Source organism: Streptomyces violens (assembly GCF_000717745.1).
In the GTDB taxonomy this organism is placed as follows: Bacteria; Actinomycetota; Actinomycetes; order Streptomycetales; family Streptomycetaceae; genus Streptomyces; species Streptomyces violens.
On record NZ_JOBH01000024.1, the window covers coordinates 14,194 to 32,771 of the forward strand.

At 70.3% G+C, this 18,578-nt stretch carries 12 protein-coding genes and 1 pseudogene; 5 read left to right on the top strand and 8 right to left on the bottom strand.

The window, feature by feature from the left end; genetic code table 11:
* Positions 1-121: 121 nt before the first annotated feature.
* The gene (locus IF04_RS0132785; RefSeq protein ID WP_030266352.1) at positions 122-4,096 is read left to right on the top strand and encodes a type VII secretion protein EccC; all 3,975 of its coding nucleotides are present in this window, start codon (positions 122-124) and stop codon (positions 4,094-4,096) included.
* A gap of 189 nt (positions 4,097-4,285) precedes the next feature.
* Here the strand turns inward: IF04_RS0132785 and IF04_RS0132790 are convergent, their stop codons facing one another.
* The 7 genes from IF04_RS0132790 to eccB all read right to left on the bottom strand — a co-directional run bounded on the left by IF04_RS0132790 (position 4,286) and on the right by eccB (position 11,539).
* Complete coding sequence (locus tag IF04_RS0132790) at positions 4,286-4,585, bottom strand: WXG100 family type VII secretion target (protein ID WP_030266355.1); 300 nt, start codon at positions 4,583-4,585, stop codon at positions 4,286-4,288.
* 64 nt (positions 4,586-4,649) lie between these two features.
* Positions 4,650-4,997 carry a WXG100 family type VII secretion target gene (locus IF04_RS0132795; RefSeq protein ID WP_030266357.1) on the bottom strand — a complete coding sequence of 116 codons (348 nt, stop codon included), beginning with the start codon at positions 4,995-4,997 and terminating at the stop codon, positions 4,650-4,652.
* A gap of 57 nt (positions 4,998-5,054) precedes the next feature.
* The gene (locus IF04_RS0132800; protein ID WP_245654585.1) at positions 5,055-6,149 is read right to left on the bottom strand and encodes a S8 family serine peptidase; all 1,095 of its coding nucleotides are present in this window, start codon (positions 6,147-6,149) and stop codon (positions 5,055-5,057) included.
* Positions 6,150-6,334: 185 nt separating this feature from the next.
* Positions 6,335-8,047 carry a hypothetical protein gene (locus IF04_RS0132805; protein WP_157847745.1) on the bottom strand — a complete coding sequence of 571 codons (1,713 nt, stop codon included), beginning with the start codon at positions 8,045-8,047 and terminating at the stop codon, positions 6,335-6,337.
* A 19-nt stretch (positions 8,048-8,066) separates the two neighbouring features.
* Positions 8,067-8,492 (bottom strand): hypothetical protein, encoded by a 426-nt coding sequence (locus IF04_RS0132810; protein WP_030266368.1) that lies wholly within the window; start codon positions 8,490-8,492, stop codon positions 8,067-8,069.
* A 245-nt stretch (positions 8,493-8,737) separates the two neighbouring features.
* Positions 8,738-9,985 (bottom strand): type VII secretion-associated serine protease mycosin, encoded by a 1,248-nt coding sequence (gene mycP, locus IF04_RS0132815; protein WP_030266371.1) that lies wholly within the window; start codon positions 9,983-9,985, stop codon positions 8,738-8,740.
* 27 nt (positions 9,986-10,012) lie between these two features.
* On the bottom strand, positions 10,013-11,539 hold the full coding sequence (eccB, locus tag IF04_RS0132820; protein ID WP_030266375.1) for a type VII secretion protein EccB: 1,527 nt from the start codon (positions 11,537-11,539) through the stop codon (positions 10,013-10,015).
* Positions 11,540-11,850: 311 nt separating this feature from the next.
* Here eccB and eccE point away from each other — a divergent pair, with 311 nt between their 5' ends.
* From eccE to IF04_RS0132835, 4 genes and pseudogenes are all read left to right on the top strand, one after another.
* Positions 11,851-13,212 carry a type VII secretion protein EccE gene (eccE, locus tag IF04_RS0132825; protein ID WP_078601106.1) on the top strand — a complete coding sequence of 454 codons (1,362 nt, stop codon included), beginning with the start codon at positions 11,851-11,853 and terminating at the stop codon, positions 13,210-13,212.
* Complete coding sequence (locus tag IF04_RS0132830) at positions 13,212-13,925, top strand: hypothetical protein (RefSeq protein WP_030266382.1); 714 nt, start codon at positions 13,212-13,214, stop codon at positions 13,923-13,925. The genes eccE and IF04_RS0132830 overlap by 1 nt, the downstream gene beginning before the upstream one ends.
* Before the next feature lie 492 nt (positions 13,926-14,417).
* Positions 14,418-14,540, top strand: a pseudogene (locus IF04_RS40460) (SCO5717 family growth-regulating ATPase); the annotation flags it as partial.
* Between the two features lie 240 nt (positions 14,541-14,780).
* Positions 14,781-17,543: a MinD/ParA family ATP-binding protein gene (locus IF04_RS0132835; RefSeq protein WP_051831782.1), complete on the top strand. Its 2,763-nt coding sequence runs from the start codon at positions 14,781-14,783 to the stop codon at positions 17,541-17,543.
* A 65-nt stretch (positions 17,544-17,608) separates the two neighbouring features.
* Here the strand turns inward: IF04_RS0132835 and IF04_RS0132840 are convergent, their stop codons facing one another.
* Positions 17,609-18,550 carry a bifunctional riboflavin kinase/FAD synthetase gene (locus IF04_RS0132840; protein WP_030266390.1) on the bottom strand — a complete coding sequence of 314 codons (942 nt, stop codon included), beginning with the start codon at positions 18,548-18,550 and terminating at the stop codon, positions 17,609-17,611.
* Between the last annotated feature and the right edge of the window lie 28 nt (positions 18,551-18,578).

The window sequence follows — 18,578 nt, forward strand, 5'->3', positions numbered from 1 at the left end:
GCGCCACCCTAGCGCTCTTACGACAATTGACATCCCAGTAGGATCACCCGGCACGGGTGGGAGCCGTCGCCACGGGGGTGTCGGCAGCGAACAGTCCTCCCGTCAAGGGATTGGTGCGCTGGTGAGTCAGATCGTCGTGAAGCGTCCCCCGAGGGCTCTGCCTCCGGAGGTGCCCACGGACCCTCTGCAGCTGGAAGCTCCGCCGGAACTGCCCAAGGGGCAGCAAGAAGGCATGCTGATGCAGATCCTGCCGACCGTGGGTATGGGCGGCGGATCGATGGTGTACTTCTTCATGCCGCAGGCGAATCCGTTCATGCGCATCATGGGCATTCTCATGATCGCGTCGACACTGGCCATGATCGTGACGATGATCGTGCGTCATCGTCGCGGTACCCAGGGGGAGATGGCGGACACCCGCCGCGACTACCTCAAGTACCTTGCCCAGACCCGCCGTACGGTCCGCAGGACCGCACGCAAGCAGCGCGACGCGCAGTACTACCTGCACCCCTCCCCCGACCAGCTCTGGTCCCTGGTGGCCGAGGGCAGCCGGGTCTGGGAACGGCGCGTGGGCGACGAGGACTTCGGACAGGTACGCATCGGGCTCGGTGCCCAGCAGCTGGCCACGCCGCTGATCGCGCCGGACACCGCGCCGGTCGACGAACTCGAGCCGCTCACCGCGGGGGCGATGCACCAGTTCCTCACCGTGCACGGCACCTTGGACGGACTGCCGATGGCGGTCTCGCTGCGCGCCTTCTACCACATGGCGGTCTCCGGCGAGCCCGAGTCGGTGCTCGGTACCGCGCGGTCGCTGGTCGCCTCGCTCGCCGCTCTGCACTCCCCCGACGACCTGATCATCGCGATCGCGGCCGCGCCCGGTGAGGCCGCGGAGCGCTGGGAGTGGGCGAAGTGGCTTCCGCACGTCCAGGCCCAGGGCCCGGCGGACGGCGCGGGGACACCCCGGCTCATCACGACGGACGCCTGGGAGCTGGAACAGCTGCTGTCCGTGAAGCTGGAGGGCCGGCCGCGGTTCAACGCCGGCGGCCATCCGCTGCTGGACATGCCGCATCTGCTGGTGGTTCTGGACGGTACGAACGTGCCGCCGACCTCGCTGCTCGCCTCCGCCGAAGGTCTGCAGGGCGTCACCGTCCTCGACGTCGTACCGGGTGAACTCAGCACCCGTCGCGGTGACCTGTCGGTCCTCGTACGTCCCGGCACCCTGCAGCTCGAAGCCGGGCGCGGCATGGTCTACGACGGCGTACCGGACCACCTGTCCCTGGAGGCCGCCGAGGCGCTGGCACGCCAGCTCGCGCCGCTGCGCATGGGGGCGGGCGGGGACGACGACGAGCCGTTGCTCGCCAACCTGGAGTTCACCGACCTGCTCAACCTCGGTGACGCCGCCTCCGTCGACACCCAGCGGACCTGGCGTCCGCGCTCGCAGGCGGAACGGCTGCGGGTGCCGATCGGCGTCGGCGAGGACGGCCAGCCCGTCATGCTCGATCTCAAGGAGGCGGCACAGGACGGCATGGGACCGCACGGCCTGTGCGTCGGTGCGACCGGTTCCGGCAAGTCCGAGCTGCTGCGCACCCTCGTGCTCGGCCTGGCCGTCACCCATTCCTCCGAGACGCTCAACTTCGTCCTCGCGGACTTCAAGGGCGGCGCCACCTTCGCCGGCATGTCCCAGATGCCGCACGTCGCCGCGGTGATCACCAACCTGGCGGACGACCTCACGCTCGTCGACCGCATGGGCGACTCCATCCGCGGTGAGCTCAACCGCCGCCAGGAGATGCTGCGCGACGCCGGTAACTACGCCAACATCCACGACTACGAGAAGGCCCGGCTGGCCGGCGCCCCGCTGGAGCCGATTGCCTCCCTCGTCCTGGTCATCGACGAGTTCAGCGAGCTGCTGACCGCCAAGCCCGACTTCATCGACATGTTCATCCAGATCGGCCGCATCGGCCGGTCACTGGGTGTCCATCTGCTGCTCGCCTCGCAGCGCCTGGAGGAGGGCCGGCTGCGCGGCCTGGAGACCTACCTCTCCTACCGCGTCGGCCTGCGCACCTTCTCGGCCGCCGAGTCCCGCGCGGCCATCGGCGTCCCGGACGCGTACCACCTGCCGTCCGTGCCCGGCTCCGGCTACCTCAAGTTCGGCACCGACGAGATGACCCGCTTCAAGGCGGCGTACGTCTCCGGCGTGTACCGCGACGGCTCCAGCGCCGACCGCGCGGCCACCGGGCCGCTGCCGGTCGACCGCCGCCCGGTGCTCTTCACGGCCGCCCCGGTGCCGGTCCACTACACGGCGCCCGACCCGGCCACGGTGCAGGTACCCGAACCGCGTCCGGCCCAGGACGACGCCCTGGCCGACACCGTCCTGGACGTCATCGTCCGCCGGCTGGAAGGCCGTGGCACCCCCGCCCACCAGGTCTGGCTGCCGCCCCTGGACACCGCGGCCCCGCTGGACGAGCTGCTGCCGGGCCTCGCACCGGTGGAGGGCCGCGGCCTGACGATGCCGGACTACCCGTACCTCGGGCAGCTCATCGTGCCACTGGGCCTCGTCGACAAGCCCTTCGAGCAGCGGCGCGACCCCCTGTACCGCGACTTCTCCGGCGCGGCCGGCCACATGCTCATCGTCGGTGGCCCCCAGTCCGGCAAGTCCACGCTCCTGCGGACGCTCATCTCGTCCTTCGCGCTCACCCACACCCCGGCCGAGGTGCAGTTCTACGGGCTGGACTTCGGTGGTGGCGGTCTGTCCGCGGTGGCCGGGCTGCCGCACGTCGGCGGGGTCGCCTCGCGCCTGGACCCGGACCGGGTACGCCGTACCGTCGCCGAGGTCGCAGGCATCCTCGCCCGCCGCGAGGAGTACTTCCGCGCCAATGGCATCGATTCCATCGCCACCTACCGCCGGATGAGGGCCCGCGGCGAGGCCGCCGACCAGGCGTGGGGCGATGTCTTCCTCGTCATCGACGGCTGGGGCAACTTCCGCGCGGAGTACGAGATGGCGGAGGCCGTCGTCAACGACATCGCCGCGCGCGGCCTCGGCTACGGCATTCACGTCGTCGTCGCGGCCACCCGCAGCATGGAGGTGCGCGCCGCCCTCAAGGACCAGCTGATGAACCGGCTGGAGCTGCGGCTCGGCGACACCATGGACTCCGACTTCGACCGCAAGGTCGCTGCCAACGTCCCGGCCGGCGTGCCGGGCCGCGGCCAGACCCCGGAGAAGCTGCACTTCATGGGGGCGCTGCCGCGCATCGACGGCATCTCGCAGTCCGGCGACCTCTCGGACGCCACGACCGAGATGAACCGCGTGATCGCGAGCCACTGGCCGTACGCACCCGCGCCCGCGGTCCGCATGCTCCCCCGCGAAGTGCCCGCGCACCAGCTCCCGAAGGGCAGCGACCACCCCGAGCGTGGTGTGGCCTTCGCCCTCGACGAGAACAACCTCGAACCGGTCTTCGTCGACTTCGAGACCGACCCGTTCTTCCTGGTCTTCGGCGACAGCGAGTCCGGCAAGACGGGCGTGCTGCGACTGCTGGCCAAGCAGATCTCCGAGCGGTACCACCCGGACGAGGCGAAGATCGTCGTCGGCGACTACCGCCGCAGCCTGCTCAGCGCGATCCCCGAGTCGCACCTTCTGGAGTACGCGCCCATGGCCAACTCCATGGAGGCGCACATGCAGGCGCTGCACGGCCTGATGGAACGCCGGGCCCCGGCGCCCGACGTCACGCCGCAGCAGCTGCGCGACCGCAGCTGGTGGTCGGGGCCGAAGATCTTCATCATCGTCGACGACTACGAGCTGGTCTCCACCTCCAGCGGCAACCCACTGGCCATCCTCACCGACAACCTGCCGTTCGCCCGTGACATCGGCATCCGCTTCATCATCGCCCGCAGCGCGGCCGGTGCCTCGCGGTCGATGTACGAGTCCTTCATGCAGCGCATCAAGGAGCTGGGCGCCCAGGGTGTGGTCCTCTCGGGCGACCCGAACGAGGGCGACCTGCTCGGCAACGTCCGCCCCCGCCCGATGCCCCCGGGCCGCGGCTACTTCGTCTCCCGCAAGCGGGGGACGCCGCTGGTGCAGTTGGGGTGGCTGCCGGAATATTAGGACCCGCCACGCTTTCGGAGGCCACGGGAACCTGTCGGGACGGACACCCGTCCCGACAGCGAAGGCCGTCACCACATCAGCGCGCTGGCATGGCTTCAGTGCACTGACTGTGGTGACGGCCTTCGACCGTTCATGGCTGCTGCCAAGGGTGGGCACCTCCCGCGCATGCCCACCCTTGTTCCTGAGTGGTTACTCGAAGAACGAGGCGCCCCTCTTGTCCCCCGCCTGGTACCGGTCCCGGCCGTCGCTGACCGCGGCGGCAACTCCGCGCAGGGCTTCCTGGATCTCCTGGGTGTCCTTGGCCCACTTCTGCTGCGCCGCTACGAACGCGCCCTTGGCTTCGCCGTCCCAGATGTCGCTGACATTCTTGAGCGCCGAGTGAATCCACTGCAGGTCGTCGCTGAGACCCTTTGCTGCCTCCCTGACATCATTGGCAGCGGCATCAAGGCTCTTGTAATCGATGAGCATTTCGCCGTCGTGGCCCGCCATGGGAACCCTCACTTTCTTCTGCGTCTCAGGAGACGCTGGCTGATGATGTTCGGTCGGGCCGGACTCAGTACAGGTTCAGCTTGGAAGCGCCAGAACCGATGCCGCCCCCGGCGACCACGTTCTGCCCCTTCATGGCCCGTTCCACGTCGAGGTCGGTGTTCCCCGACCCCTTGCGGTGCGCCTCGATGGCCTCCACATACCTGGCCAACTGCTTGCCCATGGCGGCGAGCTTCTGGTTGAGCTCGGTCTGCGTCGCGTTGAATCCGGCGGCGCCGATACCCTTCCAACGGCCCTCAACGCTGTCGAGAGCACGGTTGAGCTTGTTGACGTGGCTCCGGATGGATTCGGCCTTTTCGTTCAGGCGCTGCTCGAGTTTGGCGAGTTCGGCATCGGAAAGCTTCTGCCCGGCCATGTCGTCGTTCCCTCTCTGTTGCTGTACATGGTGGTCAGGGACCCTACGGATGAGGTGTCATCCCCGGCGCGCCCGCATGAACGCGAACGCGCCGCCCCCGAGGACGATCACCGCGGCAGCGATACCGAGGCTCGTCCAGAGTGTGCTGTTGTCGTCGGAAGAGGACTTGGCCATCGCGTCGTCGGCGCCCGCGTCGCCCTTCCCGGAACCGGACTTCCCGTCGTCGGAACTGCCGCCCTTGGCTGGGGCGGCGGAGAACGCGGCTTTCGACGTGTCGAAATCACCGTTGTCCAGGAACGCGGGCTGCTTCGGGTTACCCGGCTCGCCCTTGCCTTCCAAAAGGTTGAGCCGAGGACGCACGGCGCCGTAGCCGACGTACTTACTGGGGTCCCGCTTCTCCATGACGCCGTCAGTCGTCCCGACGAGCACCCGGGCGACCTGGTTGGCATTCCACTCAGGGTGCTTGGACCAGATCAATGCGGCAGAGGCGGAGGCAATGGCGGTGGCGGCACTGGTTCCGCCGTCGCCGTCGCAGTACTTCTTGAGGTTCTTGTCGCACCAGCGGGGGATGTCGGAACCGGGTGCGACAACGGAGACGTGGTTGCCGTAACCGGAGAAGTTCGACACCTTGCCCTGCGCGTCCACAGAGCCCACTCCAATAACCTCGGGGTAGCCCGCCGGATAGAAGGGGCGATTCTTCCCCGCCCCATCGTTACCGGTACCGGCAATCAACAACTTGCCCTTGCTGACGGCATAATCGATCGCACTGTGCAGCTTCTGAGAGATGTACTCGCTGCCGAATGACATGTTGATGACCTGCGCGTCGCTGTTTGCCGCAGCACGAACAGCTTTGTCAGCCGTGGAACCCTCAGCACCTTCGAGATCAGAAAGGGCCGTACGGAATGGCACAACTTTCGCTCCAGGTGCCAGCCCCTTCAGTCCGCCGCCGTTGCCCGTGCCGGCGATCAGCTCGGCCATGGTGGTGCCATGCCCGTCGTAGTCGTCATGCGCACCTCCGTCCGCGCCAGTCAGATCCTTTCCTGGCAGAACTTGGCCTCGCAGGGAGGGAGTGGACGGGTCCACACCGCTGTCGACGACTGCGACCTTGATGCCCTTCCCCGTGCTCGCCTTCCACATGTCTTCGGCCTGCATGGAGTCCAGGTACCACTGCCTCGACTGGACGTCCTCCGCGACGGCGGCAGGAGCCGCGCCCATGAGGCACACCGCCCAAGCGCCCGTTGCCGCCAGGACCGGGAGCGCGCGGCGACGCAGCCTCCGCGTATTCCTCGGCATCGCCGTCCCGTTCTCTCCAGCCGTCATTCCTCGCCTCACCTGAGTCATTCGATGACCGGCGGGGCAGTGCTACGCCGCCGCCCTGAATTCCACGTCTCTTCGTCTTCGGTCGGCTGTCCCGGCCGACGGTCTTCCTTCCGCGACTCGCCTCGGGGCTGCGGTGTACCGGCAGCACCTCCGCGACGCGCACCCGCTGGATGATCTTCTCCCCCGGTGTTGCGGACCAACCCTGTGCCGCCCTGGGTGAAACCGCGCTGGCCGCTGCCCTGGGCACCGGCCTCCGAGCGCGGGGTTCCGACGACGCCACCCTGGTTGGCGGCGAGTCTGCGGGCCGATGCGGCTCTGTCCGCAGCCGACTCGGCCGGGGTCTTCGCACTCGATCCGATGACGCCACGGCCCGTGGTTGCACCGTGCTCACCGCCAGGCGTGACTGCTCGGGCGACCGGGGACGAGGTGGGCGTACGGCCAGGGGTGGCGGGAGTGCCGCCGACGATGCCGTTACGGCCGCCGCGCGGCATCGGGCCGGAGCCAGGGCGCGCCCCGCTGGCACCAGGGCCGATGCCGGTGGTGCCGGGGCGGCTGATGGCCCGGGGGCTCACACCGCTCGGCCGTCCGGTCGTACCCGACTGACCCATCGGCCCAGGGCGGCCGGTGGTGCCGGGCGGCCCAGGGGTGCCTGGACGCATAGTGGCCGGCCCCATGGGGTTCGGTCGGCCCGTACCACCTCCCGGCAGCGGACCGCCGGAGCGCGGCGGGCCGGAGAGACCCGGCAGCTTCCCTGCACCTCCGGAAATCGGACCGGTGCTGATGGGGCCAAGAGGGGGATTCCCTTGGTTCCCGGTAGGACTCGGACCATGCGGAGGTGCCGTCGGAACGTGCGTATGCGGGTCCACAGGTGCGCGCGGCGTGGTCACGCTGTCGATGTTCGTACCGACCTCGTGCTCCGGAGCCATGACCCTGTGGTGAGGGGTGTACTGCGACGCGCCACCGCTTCCTGCATCCGGTCCACGACCGCCCACGACCGGCGGCGCGGTGTGCCCGCCTGTACCGATCGGCGTACCGCCCCCTTCGTGGATCGGCGTCTCGGGCGGCGGCTCCGGCACCCCCACATCCGGCATGGGCTTGAACACCGGCTCCTCCTGCGTGGCCATCGTGTCGTGGGACACGATGTAGTAGGAGCTGAGCTTGTTCATCTGGGTGATGGCTTCCTGGCGGTCGCCCTCACGCTTCTTGGCCTTGGCATAGGCCGGGTTGGTGTCGACGCGGGCGGGGGCGGGGATGTCCTTGACGGCTTCGTCGAGGCCGCCGTCCTCGTTCCGCTTCGGCATGGACTTCTGGACCGTCGCCAAGCCCTCGCCGGCGTTCTTGAGCTGCTTTCCGGCGGTCTTGCTGTAAGTGGCGAGCTTCAGCGTGTTCTTGCTGAGGTGGTCCGTCCACTTGCGCATGGCCTCGCCGGACTCGCCGTCCCACTGGGCGTGTTCGGCGTACTTCTTCAGCTCCTCGCCGACTTCCTCGATCGCTGTGGCGGCCTCGATGAGGGCGTCCCCGGTGTGTTCCAGGTCGCTCGGCCTGGCCGACTCGATCATGTCGAGCATTTCGTCGAGCTCGTGGTTCTCGAAGTTCGTGCCGCCGAACCTGGTCAGGGCGGAGACGTTGATCGGCGCTGTCCCGGAGGCGGCGCGCAAGCCCTGCCGGGCCCAGGCCAGTGTGGCCGGATAGTCGACCCGGGTTTCGCGCGACATGGGTTCGTCACTCATCTGCTGTCCCCCTTCCGCATCAGAACTTGGTGTCCTTGCGCTCGTCCCGCTTCTCGCGCGGCTCCTGATGGACCTCGTCGTACCGCTCCCGCGTCCGCGTCTGGATCTCGTAGAAGCGGCGCCTGCGGTCCTCGTCGATCGTCTCGAAGCCGTTCTGCGTCCCCAGTACGGCGATCCCCATGGCCTCGATCTGGTCGCCGAGCGTCTGCGAGAGGTTCGTCAGGTGCATGTGCACCCGCTCGTACATCCGGCTGAGGTCGCTGGCCTCTGCGAAACCGCCCGAGCCGAACGAGGCGCTGGGGATGATCTCTTGGCGAAGTTTTTGCTTCGATCCCGCAGACGCCTCGAGCTTCTGCAGCGCGCCGTCCACCTTCTTCTTGAGGGAGCGCAGCTCACCCGGTCCGAGCCTGACGTGCGACCGCGCGTCCAGCCCCGCAGCAGACAACGGTTGAGGCGCACTCCCGAGCTCGGACTCCGGTACCCCCACGGTCCTCTCCCCCTTCCCCCGTTACGTTCTTCACGACGCGTGAGACGTCTGATGCAACATTAGTCAATTGGCTCAGCCGGCACAGCTGCGTATCACACGGTCCGACCGTCACACCCGTCGCAGTTCCCCACTGATGAACAGCATCTCATCTCCCACTGACATCACCTGTCGCGTCATGAACCGGCTATGTCACGACTTCGTGATCACCCGGCCGTACGCTTGCGTCTCCAGTCGCGGTAGACGAGCGAGGCGCCGGCGATGACCGCCACCAACAGGCCGCCACCGGCGACCGCGTAGGTACCCAGACGTTCGTCGCGCTGCTGGGCGGACTCACCGATTGGCAGATCCGGGACATCGGGAACCGCTCCCTTGCTGACCCCGCCTTGGGCGACGGGGTGGTCGGTCGGGCCGCCTTCCTCGTTGACGGCCCGGACCGGGTCCACGACGCCCCAGCCGATGTGGGTGTCACGTCCGGGGATGGAGCGCTCCGCGGTCTGCTCGATCTGGGTGACCACACGGCGCTGGGGCCAGTCGGGGTGCTCGGCCCGGATGAGAGCGGCCACGCCGGCCACGTACGGGGCGGAGAAGCTCGTGCCGTTGTCGACGCACAGGCCGCCCTTGGGCACCGTGGAAACCATGTCGACACCGGGTGCGGCGACGTCCACGAAGTCACCCGACTGGGAGAAGACCGCGCGTTCGTTGTTGCGGTCGGAGGCGGCCACCGCAAGGACCCCGGGGTAGGCGGCGGGGTAGGTCTCCTTGACGTTGCCGCCGAGGCCGTCGTTGCCCGCCGAGGCGACGACCACCACGTCGTGGTCCAAGGCGTTCCGGACGGCTCGCTCCAGGACGTTGTCGGCCTGCAGTGCCTTCTCGGTGTCCTGCGAGATGTTGATGACGGTGGCCTTCTCGGCCACGGCGTGGTTGATGGCCAGGGCGAGCGTCCTGGCAGTGCCACTGCCCTTGTCGTCGTTCTGCTTGATCGGGATGATCGTCGCTTCCGGGGCGATGCCGACGAACGCGTTGCCCTCGGTGGGGCGTGCGGCGATGATGCCCGCGACCTTTGTGCCGTGGCCGACGTAGTCAGAGGTGCCGTCCGCCTTGCCGCGCGGTGTCGCCTCCCCGTACTGGTCCTTGTTGGGCTTGGCGGGGATGAGGTTGCTGCCGCTCGCCGCGTCCACCGCACCCTTCAGTTGCTCATTGGTGTTGTCGACGCCGGTGTCGATGACGGCGACCCGCTGCCCCTTGCCCTTGGTGTCCTGCCACAGCTGCTCGAGCTGGACGCGCCGGAGCGACCAGGGAAGGCTCTTGATCGGCAGCTTGGAGGGGAAGGTGCACTGGGTGGTGTCCGCGGCGCTCGCCAATGGCGTGCCGACGGCGGTCGTGCCGGCAGCGGTCAGCGCCGTCGCCGCCAGTACGGTCAGGCAGCGCTTGGTCAGGTCCGTTACGGCCATGGGTTGGGTCTCCTCCGCCTCTCCGGCCTACGAACCCTGCGGCTGCTTGGCGCTGTTGGTGTCCAGGCGCGGGCCCGTCGGCAGGAACTTCGACCACGTCAGAGGGACCGGTACCGGCTTGATGCCGCCGTACCCGAGCCGCTTCTGCGCTTCCTGCGCCTCCTGCTGCTGCTCCTTCTTCGACTTCTTCTTGCCGTCCGTGCCGATCTCCGAAGCGGCACTGTCGCTGTCGGTGTTGCTCTGCACGCCGTACCGCAGACCGGAGTCGGTGGCCAGGAAGACCGGGCCGGTGCTGGTCTGCGAGCCCTGCACCTGCCGGAAGAGCAGTCCGGAACCGGGCGTCACGTAAGCGCTCGTCGTATCGTCGGCGATCCGCTGCGGGTAGTCGGTGCCCGCCCAGGTGCTGAGCGTGGTGTCGGCGTTGTCGGAGTCGACGCCGCGCAGCACGCTGCAGACCGTGTCACGGCCGTCCTTCGTGCCCGCCGGGTAGTTGACCCGGGTGGCCTTCGTGGTCGGCCAGCGGAGCCCGGGCCGGAACTCGGCGCCCGGGGTGAAGGACTGGCTGCCGACCCGCACGGGCTCGCCCGCCTGGTGGAGCGAGTCCAGGTCGGGGCTGGCGAGCAGCAGGTGCGCCATGAAGTCCGTGATCGGCGCGATGCGGTCCTTCAGGACGACGTAGCTCTGCATGCTGCCGCCCGAGGGCGCCTGCAGCACCATGCCGACCTTGTTGACGTTGTCCGGGAGCGTGTCACCGGGAATGTCGGCGGTGGTGCCGACGCCGGTGCCCACGGACTGGAAGTCGATGGGATCGCCGGGCTTCAGGGTGTCCAGCCAGTCGTTGCTGACCCGCTGCGGGTTCTCCGGTCCCATGAGCGGCCGGAGCAGCTTCTCGTTGTTCGCCAGCTCGTACTTGTGCCCCTGGTGATCCACCAGGTACAGCGTGCCGCCCTGCCCCCGTACGTACATGACGTCACCGCGGTGCAGGCGCTGCGCGCCGTCCATCCGGCCGGCTTCCCGGTCGTCGAACACGAAGGCGGCCTTCTGCACGTTGCGGCCGCCCTGGCCCTGCTGTTCGCACACCGCCCAGCGCTTGGGCTTCTTCGCCTCGTCCGCCGTGGGCAGCCGGTCGGGCGCGTACGGAATGCCCAGCGTCGGGCCGTGCGGGATCTTGCCGTTGTCGAGGATCTTCTCGTCGACGTTGACGACCTGGAAGTCGTCCGTCGTGAGGAGGAGTTTGGCGGAGGCGAGGTTGAGCACAGGGTGGAGCTGCCGGTGCTTCTTGGTCTCCAGGACGACGTAGCGGGTAGTGGATTCGCTGCCGATGATGACCTTCTCACCGGGAGTGGCCCAGCCCGGCGGTGCCGTGGGCTTGAACATGCCCCAGGCGCCGAAGGCGGCGACGAGTACCGCGGCCGCGATCACACCGGGGAGAACGCCCCGCAGCGGGCGCGGCGCTCCTTCTTCCGTACCGCTCGGTGACGGTTGCAGAAACGACGCGACCAGCCGCCTTTTCGCGAAGGTATAGGCGTTGAGCTCGTCCCGCCGTGATGCCATTTCCGACTGATTCTCCCCACTGCGCCTTACTGCCCCGTTTTTCCCGTATTCGATGCGACGCGCGACACCGAGGGGGTTCCACTATGCCGAATCACAGGGCACTCCCGCCTCTCGGGCCCCTTCCTGGCGCCCCGAGTTGACGCTCAAAGCACCCGATCCCTCAGCACGCTCACCGGCAACTCGCACCGCTGGGGCGGGGATGACGGATTGACGAGATGGCCTTGCAGTGCCGTTCAAGTAGTAGTGTGGTCGCCCTATTCATGGCCCTTTGTTGAAAGGGACGAACGCGGACAGTAGGGGGCTTGCGGGGGATGGGAACTGCAACTCGGGTTCGTTCCTCCGAGGATCGGCACGGACATCGTGGACGCCGGGACGCGAGAAGCGGCGGGGGCCGGCCGGCCACGGGCACGGGCCGCCCCACCGCCTCCGGCGCGCGCCCTGCGGCCCCCTCCTCGACGACGTTGCGCATCAAGCACCGGACGAACCGGATGGGCCCGCTCCAGCTCCAGCAATTGGTGCTGATCGAGCTCGCGTTGGCCGTGGTGCTGGCTGCCGCCGCCGTGAGCATGTTGTTGCTCGTGCCCGCGATCGTGGTGGGTGTGGGGCTCGTGCTGCTCGCCGTGTTGCGTCGGCGGCGGTTGTCGGTGCGGGACTGGCTGTCCACCGTGCTGGCGCTGCGGGCCCGGATGAGTGCCGCGCGGCCGCTCGACCAGCGGGTGGATCCGAGTCTCGCGCCGGCCGCCGAGGCGGTGCCCGGGCTGCGCACGTACGGGTATCTGGACCGGGACCGGCGGACGGTCGGGATGGTCGGGGACGGGACGTTCCTGACGGCCCTCGTGCGGGTCGAGGCCAAGGGCAGTGCGCTGCGGCCCCCGGGCGGGGCGCGGGCGCTGCCGCTCGCGCTGCTGCACGACGCGCTGGACGTGGACGGGATCAAGCTGGAGTCCGTCCAGGTGGTCCAGCACGTGCAGCCGGCCCCCGCGCCGCACCTGCCGGAGCATGCGGTGGCACGGCAGAGTTACGCGCCTCTGCAGCAGCAGACGGGGGCACCGGCGCTGCGGCTGATGTGGGTGGCGCTGAAGTTCGATCCCGAGCTGTGCCGGGAGGCGGTCGAGGCGCGCGGTGGCGGTCTGACGGGAGCGCAGCGCTGTCTGACGCGCGCGACCGACCACCTGGCGAGCCGCCTCACGGGGGCCGGCTTCCTGGCCACGGTCCTGGACGAGCAGGAATTGATAGCGGCCCTGGCGACCTCCGCCTGCGCCAATCCGGTCGCGACCGCGCGGGCCGGTCTGCCCGACGCCGCTCCGGCCCGCCGCACGCAGGAGACCTCCCGGGTGTGGAAGTGCGACGACCGACTGCACACGACGTACGGGGTCGGGCGCTGGCCGGAGTTGGGGCGCTCGGCGACGCCGTTGCCGCGCCTGGTGTCGGTACTGACGTCCGTACCGGCGCTGGCCTCGACGTTCAGCCTGACGGTGACGGCCGGCGACCGGAACGGCGCTGCCGGGGTGAGCGGGCACGTACGGCTGACCGGGCGTTCGGACGCCGAGCTCTCGCGGGCGCGGCAGCGGCTGGAGGCGGCGGCGCGCGAGATGAAGCTGGGCCTCGTACGGCTGGACCGGGAGCAGTTGCCCGGTGCGGTGGCGTCGCTGCCGCTGGGAGGTGCCCGCTGATGGCTTCGGCGACTTCGGCCCTGCGGGGCCTGTACGGACCTCGCCGGGAACGGCATGTGGTGCCGGTCGGCGACCTCGGGGCACTGACGCTGCCGCTCGGCGACGACGGCCTGACGGTGGGCCACGACGCGGAGAACCGCCCGGCGGTGCTGGGGCTCTACCACCCCGCGCCGTTCGACGTGCTGCTGATCGGCGGACTGTGGACGGCCCAGGCGCTGGCGCTGCGGGCGGCCGGTACGGGAGCGCGGGTGGCCGTCGAGACGGGCCGGCCCCAGCTGTGGACGAACCTGGCGCATGCGGCGGGCGCGGGTCAGGAGTGCATGACGCTGCACGATGTCGGGCGGGTGCCGCCGATGGGTGCGACCGTCGGCAGCCCTGTACTGGTCGTGCGTGACTGCGGGATGCGGCCGCCGCGCGGGCGGGTCTCCTCGGCGCCCTGGCAGTCGGTGCTGACGCTGCTGCCGTACATGAGCCCGGTGGCCCCGCGGCTGATGAACGCCGCCGGACTCGTCGGCCTGCAGCGGATATCTCCCGATGAGGCCGCGCACGCCGCACGCATTCTGGGGCTCTCGCAGACCGATGTCGCCGCGCTGCCGTCGCTCGGCGACGGAGTCACGCTCTGGTGCGGTGACAATCAGGCGCGGCAGTACGTCATGACCCAGCCGACGGAAGCGGAGACAGGGCTGCTGGGGAATCCCCGTCGGATGGACTGATCGGATGGACTGAGGCGGGCCGCCCGTCGCCCTTGGCGGGTCGGCCGCGCTTGAGGGGCCGGCCGCGCTTGACGGGCCGGTCGGATCGGTCGGGCCGGTCGTGGCGGCGGTCGGTCGCGGCGATCCGGTCAGTCGCGGCGATCCGGTCGGTGTCTGCGAGGGGCGGCGGCCGGAGTGATGGGGTTGGCCGGGCGATTGGGACGGGCGGGGCGATCAGGGGCAGTTCGGGCGGCCGTGTCTCATTGTTCAGCTTCGCGGCTACGCCGCGTGGGAGACGTGCGTAGCCTGAGGCAACAGACAGGTATCGGGCGAAGGCGGGCCTGCCGGGCTGTCGGCGATGGCGTTTAGGCTTGGGTCCAAGCGACAGGGGAACCCACGGGAACGCCCGGCGTGTCAGGGGGATCCGGCGATTAGGCGTACGTGTGTCAGCGATGCGCGTGAACGGTGTCGCGTCGCGGGATTCAGAGGTACCAGACCACAGCAGGAGGCGTAGTGAGCAGCGATCGGGACGAGATCCGCACGGGCGGCATCACCCCCGGCGAGGATCAGTCCGACGCGGATCCCGAAATGACGGGTGAGTTCACCATCGACTACACCCCGCCTGCTTGGTACACGCAGAACGCGGATTCGGGGGCGGGTGCCGGGACCGGTACAGGTGCAGGGGCCGGGGCCGGGGCCGGTGTGAGTGGTACTTTGCCGCCGCCTCCGCCGCCGTTGGGTGAGCCGCTGTTCCCTCCGGCGGCGACGCCGTCTGCGGCGCCGAGCGCCGGGGCGGGTGCCGGAGGCCCGGCTTCGACCGGTGGCGGGGCCGAGGGTCCGGCGAGCCCGGGCGGGGATCCGGCCGACGGGTCGGGCATGCGTTTCTCGTCCGCCGCGCTGCGCGCCGAGATCCAGGAACGGGCGGACACGGCGGACAAGACCGGTGAGGCTGCCGGTGCGGCGGCTTCGGAGGGTCCCGGGCAGAGCGTGGCGAACGAGTCCGGGGCCGCAGGCGCGGCCGAGGGCGGGCAGAACGCTGACCGGGATGCCGCTGGAGCCGGTTCGAGCAGTGGTGCCGGTCTCAGCGGTGACCAGGGCGCGCCGGGCGCCGCGGAGCCGGTGGTCGAGCAGCCCGAGCCGTTGAGTGAGGACGCCGCGCCCATGACGCCTCCGCACGGCCAGTCGGCCGCCGGCGCGTGGGCGCCCGCCCCGCCGCAGGCACCCGCGCCTTCGCTGCCGCCGCTGCCGCCGGAGTTCCGGCCCGCCGAGCCGCAGGGGCAGAACGCTCCCGCGGGCCCCGGCGTACCGCAGTCCGGTGCGTGGTCCCCGGCCGGGCAGGGGCCGACCGAGACGCCTGCCGCATCCCAGGGCGATTACAGCTTGCCGCCGGCAGCGAGTGCTGCGCCGGGGCAGCAGGGCGGGGCACAGCCCACGCCGGGCGGCGGGGCACCGTCCGCGCCGAGCAGCGGGACACCGTCCGTACCGAGCAGCGGGACACCGTCCGTACCGAATCAGGGCGCGCAGCAGGGTGGCTACGGCTACCCGGCGCCGGCCCAGGCGGCTCCGGCGCAGGTGCCCCCGCAGCAGGCGGCTCCGCAGCAGCCGCTGCCCGGGCAGGCCGTCCCCGGACAGGCCGCGCAGGCCTCCGGGCAGACACCCGGTCAGCCCCCCGTACAGGCCGCGCCCGGTGCTCAGCCGGAGGCGCAGCCCGAGGGACAGCCCACGCCCGCCACCGGGCAGCCCGTGCCGCCGAGTGCGCCGGCCCCCTCGCCGCAGGCCGGTCAGGGATGGCCGCCGGCCGCGGGTGCGCAGGGTGCGCCCGGGGTGCCCGGTCAGGCCGCGCAGCCGGGTCAGCCCGGCCCGCAGCCTGTACAGGGACAGCCCGTGCAGGGACAGCCCGGCCAGCCCGGTCAGCCGCAGCCCACGCCGCAGGGGCAGCCGGGTGCGCAGCCCGGCCCCGTACCCGGCGCGCCCGGGCCCCAGCCCGGTTACGGATATCCGCAGCAGTCCGGCTACGGCTACCCGCAGCAGCAGCCCGCAGGGCCCGGCCAGCCGGGTCAGCCGAACGCCCAGCAGGGCCACCCCGGCGCCCAGCCCCACCCCTACGGCCAGCCCGGCGGACACCCCGGTGCCCCCGGCCAGCCGCCGCACGGCCAGCAGGCTCAGCCCCAGCAGCCTCAGCCGCACGCCCAACAGCCCCAACAGCCCCAGCAGCCCGGCCCCCAGGGCTACCCCGGCGCGCAGAACGCCGACCCCGGGGCCGGTGCCTGGTCCGGGCAGGCCGCCGGGCAGCCCGGGCAGCCGCAGCAGGGCCCGGCCGGTGCGCCCCTCGGGTACACCGCTGCCGTCGAGCTGTCCTCGGAACGGCTGATCAAGGGCAAGCAGAAGGCACGGAGCAACCAGCAGGGCAACTCGCGCTTCAAGATCGGTGGCAAGAAGGAGGAGGCCGAGCGGGCGCGCAAGCTGGAGCTGATCCGTACGCCGGTGCTCTCCTGCTACCGCATCGCGGTGATCAGCCTCAAGGGCGGCGTGGGCAAGACCACGACGACCACCGCGCTCGGCGCGACGCTGGCGACGGAGCGGCAGGACAAGGTCATCGCGATCGACGCGAACCCGGACGCCGGCACCCTCGGGCGCCGCGTGCGCCGGGAGACCGGTGCGACCATTCGCGACCTGGTGACCGCGATTCCGTACCTCAACAACTACATGGACATCCGGCGGTTCACCTCGCAGGCGCCGTCCGGTCTGGAGATCCTCGCCAACGACGTCGACCCGGCCGTCTCGACGACGTTCAACGACGAGGACTACCGCCGCGTCATCGACATCCTGGGCCAGCAGTACCCGATCATCCTGACGGACTCCGGTACGGGCCTGCTGTACAGCGCCATGCGCGGCGTGCTGGACCTCGCGGACCAGCTCATCATCATCTCCACGCCGTCGGTGGACGGTGCGAGCAGCGCCAGTACGACGCTGGACTGGCTCTCGGCGCACGGCTACGCCGATCTCGTCTCGCGCAGCATCACGGTCATCTCCGGGGTGCGCGAGACCGGCAAGATGATCAAGGTCGAGGACATCGTGTCGCACTTCGAGACGCGCTGCCGCGGCGTGGTCGTCGTGCCGTTCGACGAGCACCTGTCGGCGGGCGCCGAGGTCGACCTCGACATGATGCGGCCGAAGACGCGCGAGGCGTACTTCAACCTCTCGGCGATGGTCGCGGAGGACTTCGCGCGGGCGCAGTCGGCGCAGGGGCTGTGGACGCAGCAGGAGAACGCCGGCCACCAGCCGCCGAACGCCGCGCCGCCGATGCCGGGCGGTTACCAGCAGGCGCCCGGACAGCAGGTTCCGGGCCAGCAGGTTCCGGGCCAGCCGCAGCCCGGCCAGTACCCCGGTCAGCCGGGGCAGCCCGGACAGCCGGGCCAGTACCCCGGCCAGCCCGGCCCGCAGCCCGGCTGGCAGCCCGGCTGGCAGCAGCAGCCTCCGCAGGGACAGCCCCCGCAGGGACAGCCGCCGCAGGGGTACCCGCAGCAGCAACAGCCGCAGCCCGGCGGTCAGTACGGCTACGGCTACCCGCAACAGCCCGCTCAGCCGGGGCAGCCCGGCCCGCAGCCGGGGTGGCAGCAGCCCCCGCAGCAGCAGTAGGAGCGGCGCAGTAGTGCGTACATGAGTGAACCCCCTTGCTCTGCAAGGGGGTTCACTCGTTCAGTTCACTTGTTCAGCAGCGCGCGGGCCTGCTTCACATCGATGGCCATCCGCTCCATCAGCGCGTCCAGGGTGTCGAACTTCTCCTGGCCGCGGATGTACGCGACGAAGTCGACGGCGACGTGCAGGCCGTACAGATCGAGCCCGACGCGGTCGATGGCGTACGCCTCGACGGTGCGGACCTTGCCGTCGAACTGCGGGTTCGTGCCGACCGAGATCGCGGCGGGCATCGCCTCGCCCTCGACGTGCAGATGGCCCGCGTACACGCCGTCGGCGGGGATGGCGGTGTGCGGCAGCGTCTCCACGTTGGCGGTGGGGAAGCCCAGTTCGCGGCCGCGCTGGGCGCCGCGTACGACGACGCCCTCGACACGGTGCGGACGGCCGAGCACCTCGGCGGCGCCGGCCATGTCACCGGCCGCGACCAGGCGGCGGGTGAGCGTGGAGGAGAACGGCTCGCCGTCGCCCGCCTCGCCGCGCTCGAAGAGGTCGACGACCTCGACGTCGTAGTCGTACGTCCGGCCGAGCTCGGCCAGCGTCTCGACGTTGCCCGCCGCCTTGTGCCCGAAGCGGAAGTTGGGGCCTTCCACGACGAGCCGGGCGTGCAACTTGTCCACCAGTACCTTCACGACGAAGTCGGCGGGTGCCAGCTTCGAGAACTCCTTGGTGAAGGGGAGGATCAGCACGGCGTCCACGCCCAGTTCGGCCATCAGCTCGGCCCGCCGGTGGTGCGGCGCGAGCAGCGGCGGGTGCGTGCCGGGCCGGACGACCTCGCTGGGGTGCGGGTCGAAGGTGACCGCCACGGCCGGTACGCCCAGCTCGCGGGCGCGCGCCACGGCCTTGCCGAGGATCAGCTGATGTCCGCGGTGTACGCCGTCGTAGGAGCCGATGGTGACGACGCTGCGCCCCCAGCCCTCGGGGATGTCCTCCAAGCCACGCCAGCGCTGCACTGTGCCCGCTCCTTGCCCGAACTCTTGT